We start from the raw sequence: 23,165 nt of genomic DNA, 5'->3' as shown, positions 1-23,165 counted from the left end.
ACCACATGGATTACCACAAAGGGTTTTGCGCCGGTGGCGGATTTGGCGGCGGTGGCCCGGCGGCCGGCGCGGGCACGGGGGCGGGCGTAGGGGCGGGCGCAACCGGCGGCAGGGCCTCGATCGCCGGCCGTTCGTCGAACGGCGAGGCGTCGGGCGGCACTTCCTGGCTGCCAGGCGGGATGTCCAGCGGCTGCTCGACGGGCGCCTGCTCGATGTCGATCGTGCGCGTCTCGCCGGCGTCGATGAATTCCGGGTAGATCCAGTCTTCGCCGTCGTGCACCACGTCCTCGGGCGCGGTGCGTTCCACGGGCGGCGCCTTGGCCAGCGCCGCCCGCATGTAGTCGATCCAGATCGGCATGGCGAGCGTCGAGCCGAACTCGCGCCCGCCCAGCGAACGCGGTTCGTCATAGCCCATCCACGACACCGCCACCACATTGCCCGCATAGCCGGCGAACCAGCCGTCGACGGCATCGTTGGTGGTGCCGGTCTTGCCGGCCAGGTCTTGCCGGCCCAGCTGTCTGGTGGCCCCGGCGGCGGTGCCGAAGCGGGCCACGTCGCGCAGCATGCTGTCGACCACGAAGGCGTTGCGCGCGGTGATTGCGCGATTGGCTTCGTTCTTCGCTTGGGGCGGCGCGGTCTCGAGGATGACGGCGCCGTTGCCGTCCTGGATGCGCGCGATCAGGTAGGGCTTGACCCGGTAGCCGCCGTTGGCGAACACCGCATAGCCGCCGGCCAGCTGCAGCGGCGTGACGGCGCCGGTGCCGAGCGCCATCGTGTAGTTCTTCGGGTGGCGCGCCAGGTCGAAGCCGAAGTGCTCCAGGTACTGGTGGGCGAAGTCGACCGACACGGCGCGCAGCACGCGCACCGTCGGCACGTTCTTCGATTTCACCAGCGCCTGGCGCAGCGTGACCTCGCCGTCGAACACGCCGTCGTCGTTCTGCGGCGTCCAGGGCGTGTCGAGCGTGGCGCCGGGCAGCTCGATCGGCTCGTCCAGGATGCGGGTGGTCGGCGAATAGCCTTTTTCCAGCGCCGCCGAATACACGAAGGGCTTGATGCTCGATCCCGGCTGGCGCCAGGCCTGGGTCACGTGGTTGAACTTCTGCAGGTTGTAGTCGAAGCCGCCCACCAGCGCATGGTAGGCCCCGGTGTCGGCGTCGATCGCGACGAAGGCCGCGGCCACTTGCGGCACCTGGGTGATCGCCCAGTCGCCATCCCTGTCTTTGTCAGTGCGCTTGCTGATGCGGACGATGGCGCCTGGGGTGATCCTGACGTTCTCGCGCGCCTTGGCGGACAAGGCGTTGGCCGCGAACTTCAGGCCGGCGCCGCGGATGGCGACTTCTTCGCCCTCCAGCGTATCGACCAGCACTTCCTGCGCACTCGCCTCGAGCACGGCGGCCGGCAGCAGGCCGTCGCTGCCGGGGCGCTTCTGCAGCGCGTCGACGATCGCTTCCTCGCGTTCCTCGGCGTCGAGCGGCAACACGATGCGCGCTTCCGGGCCGCGGTAGCCATGGCGCTGGTCGTAGGCCAGCACGTTGCGCCGCACCGAGTCGTAGGCGGCGTTCTGCTCGGCCGCCAGGATGGTCGTGGTGACGGTGATGCCGCGCGTGTACGAGTCTTCGCCGAATTGCTGGTAGACCGCCTGGCGCGCCAGCTCGGCCACGTATTCGGCGCGGGTGTCGAAGGACTGGCCGGCGTCGTGCTTGACGCGCAGCGGTTCGGCCAAGGCCTGACGGTACCGGGCTTCATCGATCTCGCCCAGTTCCAGCAGGCGCTTGAGGATGGCGTGCTGGCGCGCCTGCGCGCGCTTGGGATTGGACACCGGATTGGTGCGCGCCGGGTTCTGGGGAAGGCCGGCCAGCATCGCGGTCTCGGCCAGCGTGAGCTGGTCGAGCGTCTTGCCGAAATAGCTGCGCGCCGCGCTCGAGAAGCCATACGAGCGCTGGCCCAGGTAGATCTGGTTCATGTACAGCTCGAGGATCTGGTCCTTGGTGAGCGAGTCCTCGATCTTGTAGGCCAGCGCGATTTCGGTGAGCTTGCGCGCGATGGTCTTCTCGTTGGTGAGGAAGAAGTTGCGCGCCACCTGCATCGTGATGGTCGACGCGCCTTGCCGGAAGCCGCCGCGCAGGTTGGCGCGCGCCGCGCCCAGCGCGCGGATGAAGTCGATGCCGCCGTGTTCATAGAAACGCGTGTCCTCGATCGCCAGCACGGCGGTCTTCATCATGGGAGGGATCTTCGCGATCGGCACGAAGTCGCGGTGCTCGACGCCGAACTGGCCGATCAGCACATTGTCGGCGGTGTAGATGCGCAGCGGGATCTTGGGACGGTAGTCGGTCACGGCATCGATCGGCGGCACCTTGGGCAGGATCGCCGTCATCACGTAGACCACGGCGCCGGCGCCGACCAGCAGCACGGTTGCCAGCACGATCAGGATGAACGCACGAAGGTGTTTCATGCGGATTGGGTGTCCAGACTTCTTGTCGGTGTCGCTCACTGCCTTACTCTCGCTATTGCGCCATATTTACGGCCATGAGCGGGCGATTATAATCGCTTTCAATCGGCGCTTTCTTTCCGTTCGTGCATGTGCGATATTCTCGCTTTGGTCCGCCGCCGGCATGGCGGGCCGCATCCGCAACGAAGGAATTCCATGCCATTCGACTCGAAACCGGTGGGCTTCAAGCCCTATATCCCCGCCACCGCCCAGCTGCCCGAAATGACCCCGCGCGCCCTGATCATGGGCGTCATCCTGGGCATGATCTTCGGCGCCTCCTCGCTCTACCTGGTGCTGAAGGTGGGCCTGACGGTCAGCGCATCGATCCCGGTGGCGGTGATCGCGATCACCCTGTTCGGCATGGCGAAGAAGCTCGGCGCGCGCGAATCGACGATCCTCGAAAACAGCGTGGCCCAGACCGCCGGTTCGGCCGGCGAATCGCTGGCCTTCGGCCTGGGCGTGACCATGCCGGCCATCATGATCCTCGGTTTCGACCTCGAGATCTCGCGCGTGATGCTGGTCGGCGTGCTGGGCGGCCTGCTCGGCATCCTGATGATGATCCCGCTGCGCCGCACGCTGATCGTCGACCAGCACCGCGAACTGAAATACCCGGAAGGCACGGCCTGCGCCGAGGTGCTCAAGGCCGCCGCCACCGACGTCTCGCGCGAGGCTGCCGGCGAAGTGCGCGATTCGGCGAGCGCGGAAGGCAGCGAGGCCATGAAGACGGCGAAGCGGCGCGCGATGCTGATCTTCGGCGGCTTCGGCATCGGCATCCTGTACAAGACCCTGAGCGTGTCGTTCAAGGGCTGGCGCGACACCATCAACTTCGAGTTCGGCGCGCCGCTCAAGACCGGCAGCATCGGCGCCGAAGTCTCGCCCGAACTGGTGGGCGTCGGCTACATCATCGGCCCGCGCATCGCCTACACGATGGCGGCCGGCGGCGTGCTGGCCTCGCTCCTGCTGGTCCCGATGATCAAGTTTTTCGGCGAGCTGGCGACCGTGCCGCTGTCGCCGGCCACGATCCCGATCCGCGACATGACGGGCGACGACATCCGCGCCTCGTACATCCTGTATATCGGCGCCGGCGCTGTGGCGGCCGGCGGCCTGATCTCGCTGGCGCGCTCGCTGCCGACGATCTGGAACGGCCTGCGTGGCGGCCTGGCGGGCGTGAGGCAGGGTTCGAAAGGCGACGAGTCGCTGCGCACCGACCGCGACATCCCGATGAAGTGGGTGATGATCGGCTGCCTGGCCATCATCGCCATCATCTCGCTGGCCACGCCGCTGCACATGAACGTGCTGGGCGCGGTGCTGATCCTGGTGTTCGGCTTCCTGTTCGCCACCGTCTCGTCGCGCCTGACCGGCGAGATCGGCTCGTCGTCGAACCCGATCTCGGGCATGGCCGTGGCGACCCTGCTGTTCACCTGCCTGATCTTCCTGGTGATGGGCTGGACCGGCGGCCAGTACTACGTGACCGCGCTGTCGGTCGGCGCCATCGTCTGCATCGCCGCCAGCAATGCCGGCACCACCTCGCAAGACCTCAAGACCGGCTACCTGGTCGGCTCCACGCCGCGCATGCAGCAGTATGCGATCCTGTGCGGCGCCTTCGCCTCGGCGCTGATCCTGGGACCGATCCTGCTCAAGCTGAACGAAGCCGGCACCGTCTACGTGCCGGCGGCGCAGGTGGCGCCCGGCCTCGCGGTCGACGCCTCCAAACTGACCGACACCGCGCAGCTGCAGGGCCCGCAGGCCAAGGACGACCCGAACACCTATAAGGTCTGGCACAAGACGGACACCGTGGGCGGCCCGGCCGGAAAGTACTTCGTCGACGCCGCGGGCAAGGTGGTGTACCTGGTCGACCCGGGCATCAACGGCCACCACAGCACGCGTCCGGACGGCACCGAGGTGAAGAAGTACGATGCGCCGAAGGCGGTCTTGATGTCCTACATCATCAAGGGCATCCTGGACCAGGAACTGCCGTGGACCCTCGTGCTGTTCGGCGTGATGATCGCGATCGTGCTGGAAATGGCGGGCATCGCCTCGCTGGCGTTCTCGGTCGGCGTCTACCTGCCGCTGGTGGCGACCCTGCCGATCGCGATCGGCGGCACCGTGCGCTGGCTGGCCGATCGCCGCAACAACAAGCTGCCGCACAACGCGCATCTCAATGAGGAAGAGCGCCAGGCCGCGGGCGACCGCAGCGCGGGCGTGCTGCTGGCCTCGGGCTATATCGCCGGCGGCGCGCTGGCGGGCATCATCATCGCCATCACGGCCGGCGTGTTCACCGACTTCGACGCCGCGATCGGCGCCTGGGCCCAGGCCTCGAACCCCTTCTTCGCGGGGGCGAGCGCGAACTGGCTCAGCATGATTCCGTACGGCGCCATTGTGCTGCTGCTGTACTGGGTGGCGCGCGAGAAGGCGAAGAAGGCCTGAACCCGAAACGACAACGCCGGCTTCGCGCCGGCGTTGTGTTGGGTGGTCAGTCGATCAGACGTAGGCCAGGTCGTGCTGGCGGATCGCGCTGTCGATCCAGTCGTCGGCTTGGCTGAAGCGGTAGCCGAGTTCCGTGGCGCGGCCGGTGTCGAGCGTCAGCGGCGTGAGCAGGTCGAACGGCGACGGACTGCCCGCGGCGACCTTGCGTGTGCGCGCCGCGACGCCCAGCGCCGCCGCCACGCGGCCATGCAGCTCGTAGGCCGAGAATGCGCCGTCGGACGCCGCGTTCACCGGCCCCGTGAAGTCCTGGGCGCCGGCCCAGACCAGGAAGTCGGCCGCCTCGCGCGCCTCCAGGAAGGAGGTGCGCGCCTTGGCGCTGGTGTACTGCAGCACGGCGCCCTGGCGCACCAGGTCGACATAATGGGCCAGGCGGCCGGTGAAATCGTCCGGTCCTCCGAGCACGTGGCCGAGGCGCGCGCTCACCACCGGCATGCTGCCGGCGCGGTACAGATAAGCCTCGGCCTGCACCTTGCCGGCGACATAGCTGCCCGTTGCGTGCGCCGGATCGTGCCATGGATAGGCGGTATCGATCGGCTGGGCATCGACGTGCAGCGATTCCTCGTCGAAGGCCTGCGACTGCGGTTCCAGCGCGCGGTAGACGTCGATGGTCGAGGTCATGACGTAGCGCCCGACGTTGCCGCCGAAGACGCGGCTCGAGATCGCCGCGTCGAGCGGCGAATAGCACATCTGGTCGTAGACGACGTCGAACTTCATGCCGCCAAAGGCGGCGCGCATGGCGTGTTCGTTGCGGCGGTCGACCCGGACGCGCGTGATGCGCGCGCCGAAGGGATCCGGCGCGTAGCCGCGGGTGGCGATGGTGACGTGGTGGCCGGCCCGGACCAGGCGCTGCACCAGCAGCTTGCCGAAAAACCGGGTTCCGCCGATCACGAGAATATTCTTGGGCATGGCGCTTCCTTGTGTGATCGCCACTATTTTCCTAGCGGCAGTACAATTCATCAAACGAGAAAAAGACAGGTCAATGAATAAGAAAAACTTAGTCATGGGAGCCAAATGAAGGCCTTACGCAGTCTTTCCGGCCTGATCGACTTCGAGTGCGCCGCGCGCTGGGGCAGTTTCAAGCTGGCCGCGCACGAGTTGCACAAGACCCCGGCCGCGGTCAGCCTCCAGGTCAAGCAGCTGGAGGAGAGCATCGGCTTCGCGCTGTTCGTGCGGCATCCGCGCCACATCGCGCTCACCGAAAAAGGGCAGGAACTGGCGATCGCCACCGCCCGCATGCTGGGCGAGCTGCGCGCCAAGGTCACCGCCTTGCAGAGCGGCGACGAAGAGGCGGTGCTGCGCATCGCCACCACCCACTCGTTCGCGATCAAGTGGCTGGTGCCGCGCATGCACCGTTTCACGAAACTGTATCCGGAGCTCGACATCCGGCTCGATTCGAACGACGCCCCGGTCGACCTGCAGGCCGACAGCACCGACGTCGCGATCCGCTATGGACCGGTAACGGACGGCGATCCGACGGTGCTGTTTCGCGAGCGGCTGGTGCCGGCCTACAGCCCGGAGCTGCTGGCGCCCGGCCAGGCGGCGCTGACCTTGGCCGACCTCACCGAGCATCGCCTGTTGATCGTGCACTCGCCCGAAGCCTGGCTGCAGCTGCTCAACGAGAACCGCGCGCTCAAGGGAGAGTATGATTTCTCGCGCGCCTACAGCCACTGGGGCGTGCTGGTGCAGGCCGCGGTGGCCGGGCAGGGCGTGGCTCTGGTGCCGTACGGGATCGCGTTCCAGGACATCGCTTCCGGCGCGCTGCGCCTGATCCCTTGCCGCAGCGTGCCGTTCGCGAACGGCTACCGCTTTCTCGCCAATCCGCACAAGGAACACATGCTCAAGGTGCGGCGTTTCCGCGAGTGGATGGTGGCCGAGATGGCGGCCATGAGCGCGCATCTCGACTACCGATAAGCGGCTTGGAATGCAAAACGGCGGCCCGCGGGCCGCCGTTTTCAATGAAGCAGGACGCGCTTACTTCACGCCGTGCATCAGTTTCTGGATCACCGGCGCCAGCAGCAGCAGCAGCACGCCGCCGCCCAGCAGCGACCAGAAGCCGAAGCTGTAGCCGCCCAGTGCCGACGCGACCGACATGCCGGATTCGCCCGAGACGTGCGAGGCGAAGATGCCGGACAGGTTGTTGCCGATGCCGGTCGACAGGAACCAGCCGCCCATGCCCAGGCCCACCAGGCGGGTCGGGGCCAGCTTGGTCACCATCGACAGGCCGATCGGCGACAGGCACAGCTCACCGATCGACTGGATCACGTAGACCGCGAACAGGGTCCAGAACGGGATCTTGCCGTTGTCGTTGATCAGCTGCGACAGCGCGTACATCAGGAGGCCGAAGGCCAGCGCGTTGAACACCAGGCCGAGACCGAACTTGCGCGGGATCGACGGGTTCGCGTTGCGCTTGCCCAGCATCACCCAGATCGCGGCGATGATCGGCGCGAACACGATGATGGCGACCGAGTTCACCGACTGGAACCAGGCGACCGGGAAGATCCAGCCGCCGAAGTCGCGGTCGACGATATTATCGGCCAGGAAGGTGAACGAGCTGCCGGCCTGCTCGAAGAAGCACCAGAACAGGATGTTGAAGAAGAAGATGATCATCATGGCCCAGGTCTTGTCGCGCGCAACCTTGCCTTCGCGGATGCCTTCCATGACCAGCATCGCGGCCAGGCCGACGAACAGGATGGTCAGGAGGATCTGCAGGTTGTTGGCGCCGGCCTGCAGCAGCAGGTACATGACCGGGATCACGACCAGCGCGCCGACGATCGTGAAGATCAGGCGCTTAGGATTGGCCAGGTCGCCGATCGGCGCGCCGATGCCCTTCAGGGACTTGCGGCCGACGTAGAACCAGAACAGCGAGATCAGCATGCCGATGCCCGACGCCAGGAACACGATCTTGTACGACGGCATGGCCTGGGTGCCGAACACCTTCTCGGCCAGGATCTGGGTCAGGATCGGCGCGAAGAAGGCGCCGACGTTGATGCCCATGTAGAAGATGGTGAAGCCCGAATCGCGGCGGGTATCGTTCAGCGCATACAGCTGGCCGACCATGGTCGAGATGTTCGGTTTGAACAGGCCGTTGCCGACGATGATGGTCGCCAGGCCCAGTTTGAAGACGTCATGGTTCGGGATCGAAATCATGAACAGGCCGGCCGCCATGAAGATGGCGCCGACCAGGATCGAACGCTGGTAGCCGATGATGCGGTCGGCGACATAGCCGCCGAAGACGGCGCCGGCATACACCAGCGCGAGGTAGGAACCGTAGGTCAGGTTGGCGTCGGCCTGGCCGGCCGCGTCGCCGCCGTAGAACTGGGCGACGATGTAAAGGACGAGTGCCCAACGAATGCCGTAGAAAGCGAAGCGCTCCCAGAATTCGGTCATGAAAAGCATCCACAGCGGTGCTGGATGGCCCATGATCTGCTTGAATTCTGGAAGAGGTCGGCTGGCGGGTGTAGTAGCTGCACCGCTCATGCGGTTCCTCCCGAAAATGTAATGACTGAGTAATAGTTATATGGAGCGATTCGAAGGTCGAACATTCCAATAGGCACGCATTCTAGTGCATATTCTTCATCACAAGAAAACTTTTTCCAGATGTGTTAATACGGTTCGAAGATGGTGCACCGCACTGTGCACGCCTCACGATTTTGGGGCGTGCGGCGAGCACGAACCGGGGCGGTTTGGCGTATATTGCTGTAAAGGCCGTAACGTTTCTAAGAAGAGAAGAGGAAAACCCGACCATGACCCACGACGTAGTCGATACACTCGTTTCACCCGAAAGCCTGCAACTGGTCGATACCCTGATTTCGCCCCAAGGACGGCTGGAAGTCCTGTCGAAGGCCGAGGTGGCCAAGTTGCTCGAGACCGGCAAGGCCGGCCTGTACGATGTCTTCCGCAAATGCGCGCTGGCGGTGCTCAATACCGGCAGCGACATCGACGACGGCAAGGAGCTGCTGGAGCGCTACGCCTCCTTCGACATCAGCATCCTGCAGCGCGAGCGCGGCATCAAGCTCGACATCCGCAACGCGCCGGGCAATGCCTTCGTCGACGGCAAGATGATCCGCGGCATCCACGAGCACCTGTTCTCGGTGCTGCGCGACATCGTGTTCGTCAATTTCGACGTCACCGACAATCCCAAATTCGACCTGACCCGCAGCGAGGGCATCACCGATGCCGTGTTCCACATCCTGCGCAACGCCAACGTGCTGCAGCCGCAGCGCAATCCCAACCTGGTGGTGTGCTGGGGCGGCCACTCGATCAGCCGCATCGAGTACAACTACACCAAGAAGGTCGGCTATGCGCTCGGCCTGCGCGAGATGGACATCTGCACCGGCTGCGGTCCGGGCGCCATGAAGGGTCCGATGAAGGGCGCCACCATCGGCCACTCCAAGCAGCGCCTCGGCAGCGGGCGTTACCTGGGCATCTCGGAGCCGGGCATCATCGCGGCCGAGTCGCCGAACCCGATCGTCAACGACCTGGTGATCATGCCCGACATCGAAAAACGCCTCGAGGCCTTCGTGCGCACCGGCCACGGCATCGTCGTGTTCCCGGGCGGCGCCGGCACCGCCGAGGAGATCCTGTACATCCTGGGCATCCTGCTGCATCCGGACAATGCCGAGATCCCGTTCCCGCTGGTGTTCACGGGGCCGGCGTCCGCGCGCGATTACTTCACCCAGATCGATCAATTCATCGGCGTGACCCTGGGCGAACAGGCGCAGCGGCGCTACCAGATCATCATCGACGATCCGGACGCGGTGGCGCGCGCGATGCAGGCCGGCGTGCAAGAGGTGCGGGCCTTCCGCAAGGCGCACAGCGACGCCTATTACTACAACTGGCGGCTCAAGATCGACCACGAGTTCCAGAAGCCGTTCAAGCCGACGCACGAGAACATGCGCAACCTCGACCTGCACCGCGGCATTCCGACCCACCTGCTGGCGGCCAACCTGCGCCGCGCCTTCTCGGGCGTGGTGGCGGGGAACGTGAAGGAAGAGGGGATTCGCGCGATCGAGCAGTACGGCAAGTACGAGATTCAAGGAGAGGCCGAGATCATGGGGCCGATGGATGCGCTGCTTGCGTCATTCGTCGAGCAGAGCCGCATGAAATTGCCGGGCAAGGCGTATACGCCTTGCTATACGATCGTGCAGTAACGGTGGCATATCCGTGGGGTGGATGGCTTGCCGTCCACGCGTTCAACCGGCGTCGATTGACCGAGCATCCTTCAAACGATGTTTGAACGCGTGGACGGGAGACCCGTCCACCCCACGACATCGCCACAAACAAAAAAGCCGCCTTTCGGCGGCTTTCATCCATCAGTCTTCCTTGCGCAAGTGCGGGAACAGCAGCACGTCGCGGATATTCGGCGAGTCGGTGATCAGCATCATCAGGCGGTCGATGCCGATGCCGCAGCCGCCGGCCGGCGGCATGCCGTATTCCAGCGCGCGGATGTAGTCGGCGTCGTAGAACATCGCCTCGTCGTCGCCCGCATCCTTGGCGGCCACCTGGGCCAGGAAGCGCGCGGCCTGGTCTTCCGGATCGTTCAGCTCCGAGAAGCCGTTGGCGATCTCGCGGCCCACCATGAACAGCTCGAAACGCTCGGTCACGCCTTCGCGGGTGTCCGAAGCGCGCGCCAGCGGCGAGACTTCGGCCGGATAGTCGACGATGAAGGTCGGCTCCCACAGCAGCGCTTCGGCGGTCTCTTCGAACAGCGCCAGCTGCAGCGCGCCCAGGCCGGCGGTGGCGAACGGCTTGACGCCGAATTTGGTCTTCAGTTCAGTCTTGATGAACTCGGCGTCGTTCAGCTGTTCCGGCGTATAGCCCGGCGCGTACTTGTCGATCGCCTCGACGATGGTCAGGCGCTGGAACGGCTTCGACAGGTCGAGCTCGCGGCCGCCGTAGCTCAGCACCGCGCTGCCCTGGGCATCGATCGCGGCCTGGCGGATCACCTGTTCGGTGAAGTCCATGATCCACTTGTAGTCGGTATAGGCCGCGTAGAATTCCATCATCGTGAATTCCGGGTTGTGACGGACCGACACGCCTTCGTTGCGGAAGTTGCGGTTGATCTCGAACACGCGGTCGAAGCCGCCCACGACCAGGCGCTTCAAGTACAGTTCCGGCGCGATGCGCAGGTACATTTCCATGTCCAGCGCATTGTGGTGGGTGATGAAGGGCTTGGCCGCGGCGCCGCCCGGGATCGGGTGCAGCATCGGGGTCTCGACTTCCATGAAGCCGTTCTTTTCCATGAAGCGGCGCATCGACGACATCGCGGCGGTGCGCGCCTTGAAGGTGCGGCGCGTCTCTTCGTTCATGATCAGGTCGACGTAGCGCTGGCGGTACTTGGTCTCCTGGTCGGCCAGGCCGTGGAATTTGTCCGGCAGCGGGCGGATCGCCTTGGTGATCAGGCGCAGCGCGGTCACCTTGACGGTCAGCTCGTCGGTCTTGGTCTTGAACAGCGTGCCTTCGACGCCCAGGATGTCGCCCAGGTCGTAGCTGCGCAGCGCTTCCATGGCTTCCTCGCCGGCGTTGTCGAGGGCGATGTACACCTGGATGCGGCCCGATGCCGCCGGGCCGGAACTATCCTGCAGGGTGGCGAAGGCGGCTTTCTTGCCCGCTTCGCGGCGCAGCATCATGCGGCCGGCCAGCACGACGGCGACCGGTTCGGCTTCCAGCTCTTCGCGGGTCTTGCCGCCATAGATTTCGACCAGGTCGGCCGCCTTGTGCTGCGGGACGAAATCGTTGGGGAAGGCGACGCCTTTCTCGCGGATCGCACCCAGCTTGGCGCGGCGCTCGGCCATGATCTTGTTTTCGTCGGCCGCCAGCAGTGGAGCCTGTTCTTGGTTTTCGGTGTTCATGTAATTTGATTCTAGTTTTGGTTGGTTCAGGCCAGCAGCGTCTCAACGTCCAGCTGCGTGAAATCGTTGACGACGGCGATCACGTTGTCGAACTCGGCGAAGGCCTGGGCCGGCAGGGTGGTGGTGAGCACCACCGCGCGCATGCCGGCGCGGCGCGCCGCTTCCACGCCCAGCGGCGCGTCCTCGAACACGATGCACCCGGCCGGCATCGTCTCGCAGCGGTCGGCCGCCTTCAGGAAGACGTCCGGATGCGGCTTGCCGCGCGGGACGTCGACCGTGCCGACGACCACCGCGTCGAAGCGGGGGCGCAAGTCCATCTCGTCGAGGATGAAGCGCGCGCTGCCCGGCGAAGCCGAGGTGGCCACCGCCAGTTTCCAGCCGCGGGCGCGGCCGGCCTCGATGAAGGCATCGAAGCCGGGGAGGGTCGCGCGGTGCGGGCCGTACAGCTCGCGGTACAGATCTTCCTTCTCGTGGTTCAGCGTCGCCAGCTCGTCGTCGGTGAGGTCTTCGCGGATGTAGTGGCGCAGGATTTCCTTGCCCTGGCGGCCGGCCGTGTCGCGAAAGAAGGCATCGGGCTCGATGACTTTCCCGCGCCGCGCGAAGAAGGTGATCCACGCCTTGGTGTGGAAGTCCATATTGTCGACGATGGTGCCATCCATGTCGAAGATCAGCGCGCGGGCGGGAGTGGTCATCGGGGCTCTACCTTATTAAACGTTCTGCTTGAGGGATGCGGAGATGAAATCGTCCAGATCGCCGTCGAGCACGTTCTTGGTATTGCCCGTCTCGAAGCCGGTACGCAGGTCCTTGATGCGCGACTGGTCGAGCACATAGGAGCGGATCTGGTGGCCCCAGCCGACGTCGGTCTTGGAGTCTTCCAGTTTCTGCTGCTCGCTCATGCGGTTACGCAGTTCGAGCTCGTACAGCTTCGCACGCAGCATGTCCCAGGCCTCGGCCTTGTTGCGGTGCTGCGAACGGTCATTCTGGCACTGGACCACGATACCCGATGGGGCGTGCGTCAGGCGCACCGCAGAATCGGTCTTGTTGATGTGCTGACCGCCGGCGCCCGATGCGCGGTAGGTGTCGATGCGCACGTCGGCCGGGTTGATCTCGATCTCGATCGAGTCATCCACTTCCGGATACACGAACAGCGAGGTAAACGAGGTATGGCGGCCGTTGGCCGAGTCGAACGGCGACTTGCGCACCAGGCGGTGCACGCCGGTCTCGGTGCGCAGGTGGCCATAGGCATACTCGCCGTCGACCTTGATGGTGGCGGTCTTGATGCCCGCGACCTCGCCCTCGGACTGTTCGAGGATCTCGGCCTTGAAGCCCTTGCGTTCGCAGTAGCGCAGGTATTGACGCAGCAGCATGGAGGCCCAGTCCTGGGCTTCGGTGCCGCCGGCGCCGGCCTGGATGTCGATGAAGCAGTTCGCATGGTCCATCGGATTGCTGAACATGCGGCGGAATTCCATCGCCTCGATGACTTTCTGCACTTCATCGAGGTCGCCCGACACCGCTTCGATGGTGTCGTCGTCGCCTTCTTCGCGCGCCATGTCGAACAGGTCGCGAGCGTCGGCCAGGTCGCCCTTGGCCTTTTCGAGGACGAGGACGACGCCTTCCAGCGCCTTCTTCTCTTTGCCCATTTCCTGGGCTTTCTTCGGGTCGTTCCAGATCGATGGGTCTTCCATCTCCTGGTTGACCTGTTCTAGTTTCTCCGACTTCTTATCGAAGTCAAAGATACCTCCGAAGTTCGGCCTCACGACCGGTCAGGTCGTTCAGCAGGGCGGAAATGGCGTTGATGCGTTCGGCTTCCATGGTCTCGGCAGTCTCATTGGTTGGTTGAATCGAACCGGGGATTATACCTGACGTGGCCGTATGGATTGCCATGGGAGTCGCCGCTGCCGTATCATCGGCCCCGTCTAGTTTCCCGGATTCCCCATGAACCGCATTTTGCGTTACCAGATTGGCATGGCCTTCGCGCCGCTGCTGCTCATCCTTCCCGTCCACGCCACCCAGGCTCCGAGCGGTGCGACCGCCGTGCTGGCCGTGCTCGAGACGTCCGACCTGCATTCGAACGTGGTCGGCTACGATTACTACAAGCTGGCGCCGGACGCCTCCATCGGCTTCGATCGCACCGCCACGCTGATCCGGCAGGCGCGCAAGGAATTCGCCAACACGCTGTTGCTCGACAATGGCGACACGATCCAGGGCACGGCTTTCGCCGACTACCAGGCGCTGGTCAAGCCGCCGGCCTGCGACCAGGTGCTGGGCATCTATAAAATCATGAACGCGCTCGGCTACGAGGGCGGTACCGTGGGTAACCATGAGTTCAACTATGGCCTGCCATTCCTGAACCAGGTCACGGGCAGCAGCTTCCAGGTCAAGGACGTCGCGCCGCAGGCCAAGCCCTGCGCCGGCCCGAACTTCCCGATCGTGCTGGCCAATATCCACAGCCTGCAGACCGACCAGCCGCTGTTCGCGCCCTACAAGATCATCGACAAGAAGATCGTCGCGACCGGCAAGGACGGCAAGCAGGTCGAGAGCACCGTCAAGGTGGGCATCATCGGCTTCACGCCGCCCGAGATCATGGCCTGGGACAAGCGCTGGCTCGAGGGCCGCGTCAAGCCGGTCGACGTCAAGGCCAGCGCCGAGCGCTACATCCCCGAGATGCGCAACAAGGGCGCGGAACTGGTGGTGGTGCTGGGCCATTCGGGCCTCGACGACGCGGCCTATTCGCCGAAGATGGAACACACCAACTGGCACCTGGCCAAGGTGCCGGGCGTCGACGTGGTGCTGATGGGCCACTCGCACCAGCTGTTCCCGAACAAGGACAGCAGCGTGCCCCAGTTCAACCTGCCAGGCGTGGACAAGGCGCGCGGCCTGGTGCACGGTGTGCCCGCCGTGATGCCGAGCCAGTGGGGCAAGCATCTGGGCGTGGTCCAGCTGCACCTGAAGTCGGACGGCAAGCACTGGACGGTCGAGAAGGACAAGACCGTGGTCGAGGCGCGTTCGACCCAGACCGCGCCGAAGACCTTCGTCGCGCCGGACCCTGAAGTGACGGCGCTGGTGCGCGCCGAGCACGAGGCGACCATCGCCTACGTCAAGACGCCGGTCGGCAGGTCGGCGTTTCGCATGACGACCTATTTCGCCGACGTCGGCGATCCATCGGCGCTGGAAGTGGTCAACCGCGCCCAGGCCGAGTATGTCCGCAAGTACGTCCAGGCCAACCTGCCGCAGTACGCGAAGCTGCCGGTGCTGTCGGTGACGGCGCCATTCAAGGCCGGTTTTCCGACCGTGGCCGACTACACCGACGTGCCGGCCGGCGACCTGGCCCTGAACAACGCGGCCGACCTGTACCTGTTCCCGAATTCGCTGTATGCGGTGAAGGTCGACGGCGCGGGCCTGAAGGCGTGGCTGGAAACGGCGGCGGGGCGTTTCAACACCATCGATCCTGCGAAGCGAGAGGCGCAGGAGCTGGTCAACAGCCGCTTCCCGAGCTTTAACTTCGACACCATCACCTCGCCCGACGTGAGCTACGAGATCGACGTGACGCGCGCGCCGGGTGAGCGCATCCGCAAACTGTCCTACCAGGGCAAGCCGGTCGAGGCCAATCAGGAATTCCTGGTGGCGACCAATAACTACCGCGCCAGCGGCGGCGGCGATTTCCCGGGCCTGGATGGCAGCAATGTGGTGCTGGCTTCGCCCGACAATAACCGCGACATCCTGATCGACTACATCCGCAATGCCAGGGAACTGAGCCGCAAGGCGCAGGGCGCGGCGCGCAGCTGGCGCTTTGCCCAGGTGAAGACCGCCGGGCCGGTGGTGTTCCATTCGGCGCCGGAGCTGGTCGCGCTGGCGCGGGAGGCGGGGATCGACAACGTCAGCCAGTTGAAGGCCGACGATGGCAGCGGCAAGGGCACGGCCTTGTACGCGGTGGACCTGTCGAAGTAAGCGAAGCAACAACGTGAAGCAAAGACGCCGGCGACTGCCGGCGTTTTTTTAATGCAGCTGCTTTTTCTCGGGCTGCACCAGCACGAACGGGCTCACCACCGACGCCCACAAGACCTCGTCGGCCTCCGACCAGGCCTGCGCCTGCGCATCGCTGACCTTGGCCACACTGCCCTCGTTCATCCAGCGCGTCACGCTGTCGCGGTCGTCGTGGGCGATGCGCAGGGCGACGTCGATCAGGTCCAGCGCTTCGCTGACCCAGATCACCGAGCCGCTGGCGAAGTGGCGTTCCAGCTCGCTCCACTTGATGCGGCCGGTCTCGCGGTTGATCTTGTCGTGCAGTTCGGTGTCTTTCTCGGGTTTGGTTTTCATCGTGAATCTGTTCAAAGAATCTCGACCGCAGGATGCGGCGAACCCGCCCATGTTAACCGATAGGTCTGCGCCTTGCGCACATTGCCGACCAGCGCCGGCCGGAAGCAGGCCAGGCAGGTGCCGCCCGTGTACCGCACGCTGGGGTAGATGACGCCCATCGATCCGCCGTCGAGGAGTTCGCTGGCCAGCGCCTGCGAAGCGACGTAGCTGCCCGGGTCGAGACAGTCCTCGTAGGCGGCGATGCCGCGCACGTCATGGAAGCTGGCGCTGAAATCGGCCAGCAGGCACTGGTAGGTGACGCTGTCGTCGAAGCGGCCGATCTCGGCGTATTCCACCGTCTTGTGAAAGATCACCTCGGCCAGCGACGTCTCGGCATCGAAGCCGCAATACCAGGCGCCACGGTCGCCGTCATTGAAGCGGCTGCCCTCGGGCCGCGCATAGGTAAAGGCGGCATTGATGATGCGGAAGTTCGGCACGCCGAACACCAGCTCGTCCACGCCGATGCCCGGCAACAGCCCGGACTCGCCGCGCAGGCGGTCGTTGGTGGCGTTATCGAGGTCGAACAGGTCCCGCAGCACGTCGTCGCCCTCGGCCAGCGGCGCCAGCACCGAGTCTTCCATGTCGGCGAAGCGCGAGGGGATCAGGCGGCAGGTATCGTTCTGGCGGAGCAGGGTCAGGCGTGGCCGTAGATTGCCCATCGTTTACAGGCCGCCGCGACGGGCGTCGAGCAGGCGGCGCACGCTCTGCATCGCGAGCAGGCCGCCGCCGAGCATGAAGGCAAGCGGCGTGCGGCCGGCGAAGATGGGGTTGGTGTTGGGCAGCTGGACCCATTCGTCGGCCAGCTTGTCGCCGTACAGGATGTGCAGGCTTTTATAGATGCCGAGCAGGTAAGAAATGCGGGTGATGCGGTCGACTTCGAGCACCCGGTCGGGGTTCTTCTTCCAGTCGTAGAACGCCGAGGACGACAGGCCGCCGAGCAGTTCGCGCGCATCGTCGTCGCGCAGGTTCCAGGCCGTCGCCAGCCGGAAGAAACCCTTCAGCGCCGACTGCGACAAGCGCTCGCGCTCGGCCCGCGAATGGAGGTCGACCAGGGTAGCCGGCTCGAAGCGGCTCTTGGGGTAGGCGTAGGCTAGGCTCATAATTCCTCCGGTTATGGAGTGGTTATACTCCGTTTCAGGATAGCGTGCAAGGAGCGGTTGTCAAGCGGGCCGCCCCGTGACAGAATCGCTCAATTGCCAAATAGCAAAGTTTCGACCTCGCGGAATGCGCCTCAGCTCGCTATCATTGATCGTCGTCTGCCTGGTGGCCGCCATCGCCGCCGGCCGTGCGCGTGTTTCGCACGATGATTTGCGCAACCAGGTGCTGGCGCACGAGCGCGCCTTCGCCGCCACCATGGCGGGGCGCGACTTCGAGGGCTTCGGCCGTTACCTGTCGCGCGAGGCGGTGTTCATGACGGGCAGCGACGCCCAGCGCGGCAAGGACGCGGTGCTGAAAGCCTGGCGCCGCTACTACGACGGCCAGCAGCCGCCGTTCTCGTGGGAACCCGAGCAGGTGGAAGTGGTCGAGTCGGGCACGTTGGCCTACAGCAGCGGCCCGATCCGAGATGCGGCCGGCCGCCGCATCGGCAGCTTCAACACGGTGTGGCGGCTGGAAGCGCCGGGGAGATGGGCGGTCGTGTTCGACCGCGGGTGCGACTGCAGGAAGTAGTCGTGAGGATAAGTTGGGGCGACGCGTGCGCCGCCCCGTTGACGCTTTAGTCTGCGCCCAGGCCCGTGGCGATGGCCGCATCGGCGCCGGCGCCCGCGCTGAGCATCCAGCCCGTCATCAGGAGATAGAACATCAGCAGCGTGAACAGCACCGACACGCGGCGCGCGTTGATGCCTTCGAACAGCGGTTTCTTGCCATAGGCGACGCCGACGAAATAGGCGCCGAACACGGTGGCCATATAGTGCACCGCGCCGAAGGTCTCGCCCAGCTCGCCCTTGCGCGGATGGTCGACCAGCAGGTGCGACAGGATCACCAGGATCAGGTACGGCACCGATGCGGCCAGTGGCGGCAGGTACAGGCCGAAGCGCTCGACGAAGGCGCGGATCGCCGGACGCTTGAGCGCCAGCAGCGGCAGGAACAGGTTATGGATCAGGCCGGTGATGACGATGACCTTCAGCAGCACGGCCTTGTGCAGGCTTTCCTTGCCAAAGCCCAGATTGTGCAGATTGGTCTCGGCCTGGCGGTTATTTTGCAGGAACCATTCCGGCGACTGGATCTGCAGGATGCGCTGGAACCAGCTGATCTCTTCCAGCGCGGCCAGGGCGACCAGGCCGGTCAGGCCGGCCAGCACCAGCACGCCGAGATTGAAGCCCTCGGTCTTCCAGCGGTCGAGCGCGACATAGCCGAGCAGGCCGGAGGTCAGCGAGAATGCCAGGAACTGCATCCATTCGACGATGCCGTCTTCCACCAGCAGGCGCGACAGCTCATGCGGATTGTTGGCCCAGATCAGGGCCAGCAGCAGGCAGAACGCGTTGATGATGCTGGCCGAGATGATCACCGGATGCTTGTACCATTTGTTATCTACCACTAAATTACTCCTTCAAAGACGAAAAATGTTCGGCCGCCAGCGGCTGCAGTCCTGGGGCTGGCGCCTGGACCGGGTCGGGTTCGGGTTCCGCCAGGCGGTCGGAAGCGCGGCGTCCGGTGCGGCGCAGCGCGGCGGCCAGCAGCACGGCCACGGCCCAGGCCCACAGCAGCGGGTCGATCAGGGCATCCCACAGGTTGCCGGTCGGCAGGCGCAGCAGCGCGAAGAGCGCGAGCGCGCCGAGCAGGCTTGCCGCCGGCCCGCGCGCATGGCCACGCATGATGGCCACGACACAGACGATGGCGGCGGCGATGCCGAGCAGCGGCGCGGCGGCCTGGCCGAAGCCGGCATAATAAAAACCGCGCGCCAGGAAGCCGACGGCGTCGAGATACAGCAGGGCGCCGCTGACCACCAGCATGCCGGCCAGCGCCTGCGGCATCACCTCGCTGCGGCGGATGCCATGCCAGCGCTCGGCCAGGCGCAGCAGGCAGCAGCCGACCAGCAGGCCGCTCGGATACTGGAAGGCCAGGCCCAGCCACCAGGCCGGCGACAGTTCGCCCGGCAGGGCCATCGCCGCCAGCGCGAGCGCCAGCACCGCGGCCAGCGCCACGCGCGACATCGGCGCCGAGCGGCGCCACAGCGCGCACGCCAGGGTGGCGAGGACGATCGCCCAGCCCAGGCGCCCGTACAGCATTTGCAGCGAGAGATCCGGCAGGTTCATCAAATCAGTCCTCCGGCGTTGATGCGATAGCGGTGGTGGGCGATCGCCTGGCGCTGCCAGGTGTAGGTCACGTGCAGTTCGTCGCCGACCTGCTGCAGGGTCGGATACGAGAATTCGTCGCCGGCCTTACCCTTGGCGATGTCGGCCACCGTGCGCCAGGTGCGCATATCGTCGGAAATCGACAGGCGCAACCTGCTCCGCGCCGAGGCGTCGTCGACGGCGTGGTTGTGCAGCATCAGGAACCGGCCGCTGGACAGGCGAATGGCCGCCATCGAGGTATTGTGGTTGGGCAGGTCGAGCGCCGGCAGGTCTTGCCAGCTGGCGCCGCCGTCGAGGCTGGCCGCGTGCTGCATGCGGCGCGCGTCGCTGTCGTCGCGCAGCAGGGCGCGCACCTCGGTCTTCGACACCGCCACGATCGCCGGTTGCAGGGTCGAGGTGCTTTGGCCGATGCGCGCCAGCGAGGTCGGGTTGCCCTGGGCGTCGAAGGCCATCAGCATCGGATACTTGTTGCCGATCTCAAAATAGACGGGCAGCCACCAGCCGCCGTCGCTGAGCGCCAGCGGCGAGGTGCGCACCAGCGCGCTGGTGTTGAACAGCGGCGAGGTCGGCAGCACGCGGCGCACGCGGAAGCTGGCGCCCTGGTCGTTCGACACGATGTGGGCGATGCGCGACGCCGCCCAGCCGCCCAGGCCGGTGGCGACGACGTACAGGTGGATCTTGCCGTCGCGGTCGGTCCAGGCGACCGGATTGCCGATGCGGCGCACCCCGAAACCGAGCGCGGCGCCGAGCGACTCGCGGCTGGCGACCATCCACGGCGCGCTCCAGGCGCCATTGGCCCAGGTCGAGGCATACACCTTGACGTCGGGACCGCTCTCGCGGCTGCCGGCCCACCAGAAGGCCAGCATGCGGTTGCCCGGCAGCGGCGTCATCGAGCTGGCGTGGGCCGACGGCATGCCCTGCGGCGCGGGAATATGGGTGCTCGACAGTTCGGTGAGCGTGACCGGGCCGCCGCGCATGGCGCCGGCCAGGCTCGGCTGGCCGGCGGCGTGGGCGCTGCGGCTCCAGCGCAGGCCCTCGGCGCCGATCATGAGCAGCACGAGCAGCACACAGCCGAGCAAGACGAGATTGCGGGGGCGCGGCTGAGGGATCTGGGGATTCTCCATTCGCTTCCAGTAGAGGGAACCCAGCTTTGCGTCCTGCACCGCGGGTTCGAGCATTGAACGTCCCGGGAGGCGAGGATGTCGCTGCGGGGTTGCTAGCGCTAAATGGCCAGCCAGCAAAAGGCGCTATCGTACCGGAAAGCCACGGAAAACACATCAGTCAGAGGCGATATCGGTCCGAAATCGATGCCTGGACAGGCGTCATGACACGCTGGATACCGCCAGGTAAGGGCAGATCATGGCCAGCTTGCCAAGTTATCGGCAATTTCTCGATAACAAGCCCACAACTCCGCCTGCAACTGCCCCTATACTTGCGTTTTCGACAGCCCGGACTCTGCTGCATGCGTACTTTACCCGTACTACTCATCCTGATCCTTGTCTTGCTTGGGGCTGGGTGTGCGAACCAACATCCTTATTTCGACTCCAGCAAGCCGCACCACCGGCCCGAAGGTTTCGCCAACAACTACCCGAACAACCCCGCCTACCAGCGCCCGACACTCGGCTTCTTCGAGGGCTGGGCGGCGCGCATCAGGAACTGGACCGAGGACGCATCCGTGCGCGCCCCGAGCGCGCCGATTCCGACGGTGGCGCCCGACCTGGCCTTCATCCACGCCAACCGCGGCACCCCGGCGCTGACCTGGATCGGCCATGCGACCTTCCTGTTCCAGACCGGGACGGGCGTGAACCTGCTGTTCGATCCGGTGTTCGACGAACGCGCCTCGCCGCTGTCCTTCGCCGGGCCGAAGCGTCACCAGCCGCCGGGCGTGGCGCTCGCCGACCTGCCGCGCATCGACGTGGTCCTGATCAGCCACTCGCACTACGACCACCTGTCGCGCGACTCGCTGCGCCGGCTGTACCGCCAGGCCGGCGGCCCGCCGCTGCTAGTGGCGCCGCTGGGCGTGGACCTGTGGCTGGAAAAGAACGTCACCGGCGGCGACCGCTCTCGCATCGTCAAGCTGGACTGGTGGGACAAGACCGTCTACCAGGGGCTCGAACTGCACCTGCTGCCGGTGCATCACTGGTCGGCGCGCTCGCTGTGGGACCGCAACGAGACCCTGTGGGGCGGCTTCGCGGTGACGCGCCCGGGGCATTCTTTCTTCTTCTCGGGCGACCTGGGGTACTCGAAAGACATCCAGGACATCGCGGCGCGCTTCGACGGCTTCGACCTGGCGGCGATCGGCATCGGCGCCTACCAGCCGGTCTGGTACCGCAATTCGCACGTGAGCCCGGACGAAGCGGTGCGCATCCACCGCGAGCTGCGCGTCAAACGCAGCGTCGGCATGCACTGGGGGACGTATCCGATGGGGCAGGAGAGGCTGGACCAGGCCGCGATCGACCTGGCCACCGCGCGCAAGGCGCAGGGCGTGGCCGATGACGAATTCTTCGTCATGAAGATCGGCGAGACCTACCGCGCGTCGGGCCCGCGCTGACACTCACGGTTGCGGCGCGCGCAGGGTCAGCTTGAGGATCTCGCCCGGTTGCCACAGCCGCATGCGCGGCCCCCAGCCGCCGGCCCCGCGGCTGATCACCAGCTGCATGTCGCCTTCGCGGTGCAGTCCGACCAGGTGCGGGAATTCGCGCTTGACCAGGTAGCTGAACGGCCAGATCTGGCCGCCGTGGGTATGGCCGGACAGCATCAGGCTCACGCCTTCGCGCGCCGCGCGTTCGACCAGGCCGGGCGCCGGGATGTGCGCCAGCAGGATGGTGGCGCCCTGCGCGCGGCTCGGAATCGTGCGCTCCAGTCCGGCGTAAATATCACCGCCGCCGCGCATGGCGCGCCCGATGTCGTCCAGCCCCGCCAGGTGCAGGCCGGGCGCGATCTCGACCCGCTCGTCGCGCAGCCATTGCACGCCGCCGGCGGAGAATTCCTCGATCGTGCCGCCGGCGTCGCCGTAGTATTCGTGGTTGCCCGTCACCGCCCACACGCCCAGCGGCGCGCGCAGGCGTTTGAGCACCGGCGCCAACTGGTCGTCGTTGATCGGCTCGTCCTCGACCTGGTCGCCCAGCATCACGACCGCGGCCGGTTCCAGGGCATTGATCTGGTCGACCCGCTTGCCGAGCCAGGCGGCGCGGCGCTGGGCGCCGAGGTGGGTGTCGCTGATCGCGACCAGGGTCGTGCCGTCGAGCGCTTGCGGCAGTCCGGCCAGCGTCAATTCGTGCTCGACGATGCCGGGCGCGCGCACCGCCTGGAAGATGGCGAAGGCGCTGACCGACACGCCGGCGATGGCGCCGGCCGCCAGGATCCCTGGCGCCCACTGGCGCAGCCATAGCCCGAAGCCGGTCGCCAGGTCGGCCAGCAGCAGGTATTGCGTCATCACGAACAGGATGCCGAGCCAGGTCATGGCGAACTGACCCGGCCACCAGCGCCAGTCGAGGGCGGCGTCGCCCAGGCGCACGCCGAGCAGGTAGACGGCCCAGACCACCACCGCGCCGAGCCACCACCAGCGCGCCTTGACGCGCGTGCGTATCGGCGCCAGCGCATACAGGCGATGCGCCACGTAGAAATGCATCAGTGTGCCGATGCCGTTGAGGATGAGTGAAAACATGCGTACTTACACCGGTTCGGGCC

19 protein-coding genes are annotated in these 23,165 nt (G+C 65.8%); 6 read left to right on the top strand and 13 right to left on the bottom strand.

The annotated features are described in order from the left end of the window. Positions 1-10 precede the first annotated feature (10 nt). Entirely contained in the window at positions 11-2,452 is a 2,442-nt protein-coding gene (locus tag LO55_RS21705; protein ID WP_229410208.1) for a penicillin-binding protein 1A, read from the bottom strand. Between the two features lie 192 nt (positions 2,453-2,644). On the opposite strand from LO55_RS21705, the gene LO55_RS21700 reads away from it, so the two are divergent. Then, positions 2,645-4,915 carry an OPT family oligopeptide transporter gene (locus tag LO55_RS21700; RefSeq protein ID WP_071363072.1) on the top strand — a complete coding sequence of 757 codons (2,271 nt, stop codon included), beginning with the start codon at positions 2,645-2,647 and terminating at the stop codon, positions 4,913-4,915. Between the two features lie 54 nt (positions 4,916-4,969). On the opposite strand, the gene LO55_RS21695 is transcribed toward LO55_RS21700, so the two are convergent. Then, complete coding sequence (locus LO55_RS21695) at positions 4,970-5,881, bottom strand: NAD-dependent epimerase/dehydratase family protein (RefSeq protein WP_071363071.1); 912 nt, start codon at positions 5,879-5,881, stop codon at positions 4,970-4,972. Positions 5,882-5,986: 105 nt separating this feature from the next. Here LO55_RS21695 and LO55_RS21690 point away from each other — a divergent pair, with 105 nt between their 5' ends. Beyond that, the gene (locus LO55_RS21690; protein ID WP_071363070.1) at positions 5,987-6,886 is read left to right on the top strand and encodes a LysR substrate-binding domain-containing protein; all 900 of its coding nucleotides are present in this window, start codon (positions 5,987-5,989) and stop codon (positions 6,884-6,886) included. Between the two features lie 60 nt (positions 6,887-6,946). Here LO55_RS21690 and LO55_RS21685 read toward each other — a convergent pair whose 3' ends face one another. Continuing rightward, complete coding sequence (locus tag LO55_RS21685; RefSeq protein ID WP_441293279.1) at positions 6,947-8,395, bottom strand: peptide MFS transporter; 1,449 nt, start codon at positions 8,393-8,395, stop codon at positions 6,947-6,949. Between the two features lie 323 nt (positions 8,396-8,718). Between LO55_RS21685 and ppnN the strand changes: the two genes are divergently transcribed. Then, complete coding sequence (gene ppnN / locus LO55_RS21680; protein WP_005670233.1) at positions 8,719-10,125, top strand: nucleotide 5'-monophosphate nucleosidase PpnN; 1,407 nt, start codon at positions 8,719-8,721, stop codon at positions 10,123-10,125. A gap of 162 nt (positions 10,126-10,287) precedes the next feature. Here the strand turns inward: ppnN and lysS are convergent, their stop codons facing one another. The 3 genes from lysS to prfB all read right to left on the bottom strand — a co-directional run bounded on the left by lysS (position 10,288) and on the right by prfB (position 13,638). Continuing rightward, the gene (lysS, locus tag LO55_RS21675; protein ID WP_005670234.1) at positions 10,288-11,826 is read right to left on the bottom strand and encodes a lysine--tRNA ligase; all 1,539 of its coding nucleotides are present in this window, start codon (positions 11,824-11,826) and stop codon (positions 10,288-10,290) included. Between the two features lie 26 nt (positions 11,827-11,852). Continuing rightward, a complete protein-coding gene (locus tag LO55_RS21670; RefSeq protein ID WP_005670235.1) occupies positions 11,853-12,518 on the bottom strand; it encodes an HAD family hydrolase in 666 nt (221 codons plus the stop codon). Positions 12,519-12,533: 15 nt separating this feature from the next. Then, positions 12,534-13,638 (bottom strand): peptide chain release factor 2 gene (prfB, locus tag LO55_RS21665; RefSeq protein ID WP_143054595.1). Its coding sequence is split into 2 segments (ribosomal slippage): positions 12,534-13,556 and positions 13,558-13,638, totalling 1,104 coding nucleotides; the frame shifts between segments, so codons are not numbered across the junction. Between the two features lie 123 nt (positions 13,639-13,761). On the opposite strand from prfB, the gene LO55_RS21660 reads away from it, so the two are divergent. Next, positions 13,762-15,774: a bifunctional 2',3'-cyclic-nucleotide 2'-phosphodiesterase/3'-nucleotidase gene (locus LO55_RS21660; RefSeq protein ID WP_005670237.1), complete on the top strand. Its 2,013-nt coding sequence runs from the start codon at positions 13,762-13,764 to the stop codon at positions 15,772-15,774. Positions 15,775-15,822: 48 nt separating this feature from the next. Here the strand turns inward: LO55_RS21660 and LO55_RS21655 are convergent, their stop codons facing one another. From LO55_RS21655 to LO55_RS21645, 3 genes are read right to left on the bottom strand one after another with little or no spacing between them, the layout of a single operon-like run. Further along, the gene (locus tag LO55_RS21655) at positions 15,823-16,143 is read right to left on the bottom strand and encodes a DUF2288 domain-containing protein (RefSeq protein WP_005670238.1); all 321 of its coding nucleotides are present in this window, start codon (positions 16,141-16,143) and stop codon (positions 15,823-15,825) included. An 11-nt stretch (positions 16,144-16,154) separates the two neighbouring features. Further along, the gene (locus tag LO55_RS21650) at positions 16,155-16,841 is read right to left on the bottom strand and encodes an RES domain-containing protein (RefSeq protein ID WP_071363068.1); all 687 of its coding nucleotides are present in this window, start codon (positions 16,839-16,841) and stop codon (positions 16,155-16,157) included. Positions 16,842-16,844: 3 nt separating this feature from the next. Then, positions 16,845-17,282: an antitoxin Xre/MbcA/ParS toxin-binding domain-containing protein gene (locus LO55_RS21645; protein ID WP_005670241.1), complete on the bottom strand. Its 438-nt coding sequence runs from the start codon at positions 17,280-17,282 to the stop codon at positions 16,845-16,847. Positions 17,283-17,406: 124 nt separating this feature from the next. Between LO55_RS21645 and LO55_RS21640 the strand changes: the two genes are divergently transcribed. Next, entirely contained in the window at positions 17,407-17,850 is a 444-nt protein-coding gene (locus LO55_RS21640) for a YybH family protein (RefSeq protein WP_071363067.1), read from the top strand. Between the two features lie 46 nt (positions 17,851-17,896). Here LO55_RS21640 and LO55_RS21635 read toward each other — a convergent pair whose 3' ends face one another. From LO55_RS21635 to LO55_RS21625, 3 genes are read right to left on the bottom strand one after another with little or no spacing between them, the layout of a single operon-like run. Further along, the gene (locus LO55_RS21635) at positions 17,897-18,718 is read right to left on the bottom strand and encodes a hypothetical protein (protein WP_071363066.1); all 822 of its coding nucleotides are present in this window, start codon (positions 18,716-18,718) and stop codon (positions 17,897-17,899) included. A 4-nt stretch (positions 18,719-18,722) separates the two neighbouring features. Further along, positions 18,723-19,436, bottom strand: a complete 714-nt coding sequence (locus tag LO55_RS21630; protein WP_071363065.1) for a hypothetical protein — start codon at positions 19,434-19,436, stop codon at positions 18,723-18,725. Then, complete coding sequence (locus tag LO55_RS21625; protein ID WP_071363064.1) at positions 19,436-20,599, bottom strand: sialidase family protein; 1,164 nt, start codon at positions 20,597-20,599, stop codon at positions 19,436-19,438. Before LO55_RS21625 ends, LO55_RS21630 begins: the two co-directional genes overlap by 1 nt. 338 nt (positions 20,600-20,937) lie before the next feature. Between LO55_RS21625 and LO55_RS21620 the strand changes: the two genes are divergently transcribed. Further along, entirely contained in the window at positions 20,938-22,026 is a 1,089-nt protein-coding gene (locus LO55_RS21620; RefSeq protein WP_071363063.1) for an MBL fold metallo-hydrolase, read from the top strand. Between the two features lie 3 nt (positions 22,027-22,029). Here LO55_RS21620 and LO55_RS21615 read toward each other — a convergent pair whose 3' ends face one another. After that, on the bottom strand, positions 22,030-23,142 hold the full coding sequence (locus tag LO55_RS21615; protein WP_005670253.1) for a metallophosphoesterase: 1,113 nt from the start codon (positions 23,140-23,142) through the stop codon (positions 22,030-22,032). Positions 23,143-23,165: the final 23 nt, after the last annotated feature.

The sequence above is a fragment of the Massilia timonae genome (assembly GCF_001866515.1).
In the GTDB taxonomy this organism is placed as follows: domain Bacteria; phylum Pseudomonadota; class Gammaproteobacteria; order Burkholderiales; family Burkholderiaceae_D; genus Telluria; species Telluria timonae.
Note: the sequence above shows the minus strand (reverse complement) of the source record. Positions and strands in the feature narration are given on the sequence as shown.

Excerpts from the sequence above, each read along its gene's own strand:
- LO55_RS21705 (WP_229410208.1), bottom strand. The coding sequence starts at position 2,452 with ATGAAACACCTTCGTGCGTTCATCCTGATCGTGCTGGCAACCGTGCTG.
- LO55_RS21700 (WP_071363072.1), top strand. The coding sequence starts at position 2,645 with ATGCCATTCGACTCGAAACCGGTGGGCTTCAAGCCCTATATCCCCGCC.
- LO55_RS21695 (WP_071363071.1), bottom strand. The coding sequence starts at position 5,881 with ATGCCCAAGAATATTCTCGTGATCGGCGGAACCCGGTTTTTCGGCAAG.
- LO55_RS21690 (WP_071363070.1), top strand. The coding sequence starts at position 5,987 with ATGAAGGCCTTACGCAGTCTTTCCGGCCTGATCGACTTCGAGTGCGCC.
- LO55_RS21685 (WP_441293279.1), bottom strand. The coding sequence starts at position 8,395 with ATGGGCCATCCAGCACCGCTGTGGATGCTTTTCATGACCGAATTCTGG.
- ppnN (WP_005670233.1), top strand. The coding sequence starts at position 8,719 with ATGACCCACGACGTAGTCGATACACTCGTTTCACCCGAAAGCCTGCAA.
- lysS (WP_005670234.1), bottom strand. The coding sequence starts at position 11,826 with ATGAACACCGAAAACCAAGAACAGGCTCCACTGCTGGCGGCCGACGAA.
- LO55_RS21670 (WP_005670235.1), bottom strand. The coding sequence starts at position 12,518 with ATGACCACTCCCGCCCGCGCGCTGATCTTCGACATGGATGGCACCATC.
- LO55_RS21660 (WP_005670237.1), top strand. The coding sequence starts at position 13,762 with ATGAACCGCATTTTGCGTTACCAGATTGGCATGGCCTTCGCGCCGCTG.
- LO55_RS21655 (WP_005670238.1), bottom strand. The coding sequence starts at position 16,143 with ATGAAAACCAAACCCGAGAAAGACACCGAACTGCACGACAAGATCAAC.
- LO55_RS21650 (WP_071363068.1), bottom strand. The coding sequence starts at position 16,841 with ATGGGCAATCTACGGCCACGCCTGACCCTGCTCCGCCAGAACGATACC.
- LO55_RS21645 (WP_005670241.1), bottom strand. The coding sequence starts at position 17,282 with ATGAGCCTAGCCTACGCCTACCCCAAGAGCCGCTTCGAGCCGGCTACC.
- LO55_RS21640 (WP_071363067.1), top strand. The coding sequence starts at position 17,407 with ATGCGCCTCAGCTCGCTATCATTGATCGTCGTCTGCCTGGTGGCCGCC.
- LO55_RS21630 (WP_071363065.1), bottom strand. The coding sequence starts at position 19,436 with ATGAACCTGCCGGATCTCTCGCTGCAAATGCTGTACGGGCGCCTGGGC.
- LO55_RS21625 (WP_071363064.1), bottom strand. The coding sequence starts at position 20,599 with ATGGAGAATCCCCAGATCCCTCAGCCGCGCCCCCGCAATCTCGTCTTG.
- LO55_RS21620 (WP_071363063.1), top strand. The coding sequence starts at position 20,938 with ATGCGTACTTTACCCGTACTACTCATCCTGATCCTTGTCTTGCTTGGG.
- LO55_RS21615 (WP_005670253.1), bottom strand. The coding sequence starts at position 23,142 with ATGTTTTCACTCATCCTCAACGGCATCGGCACACTGATGCATTTCTAC.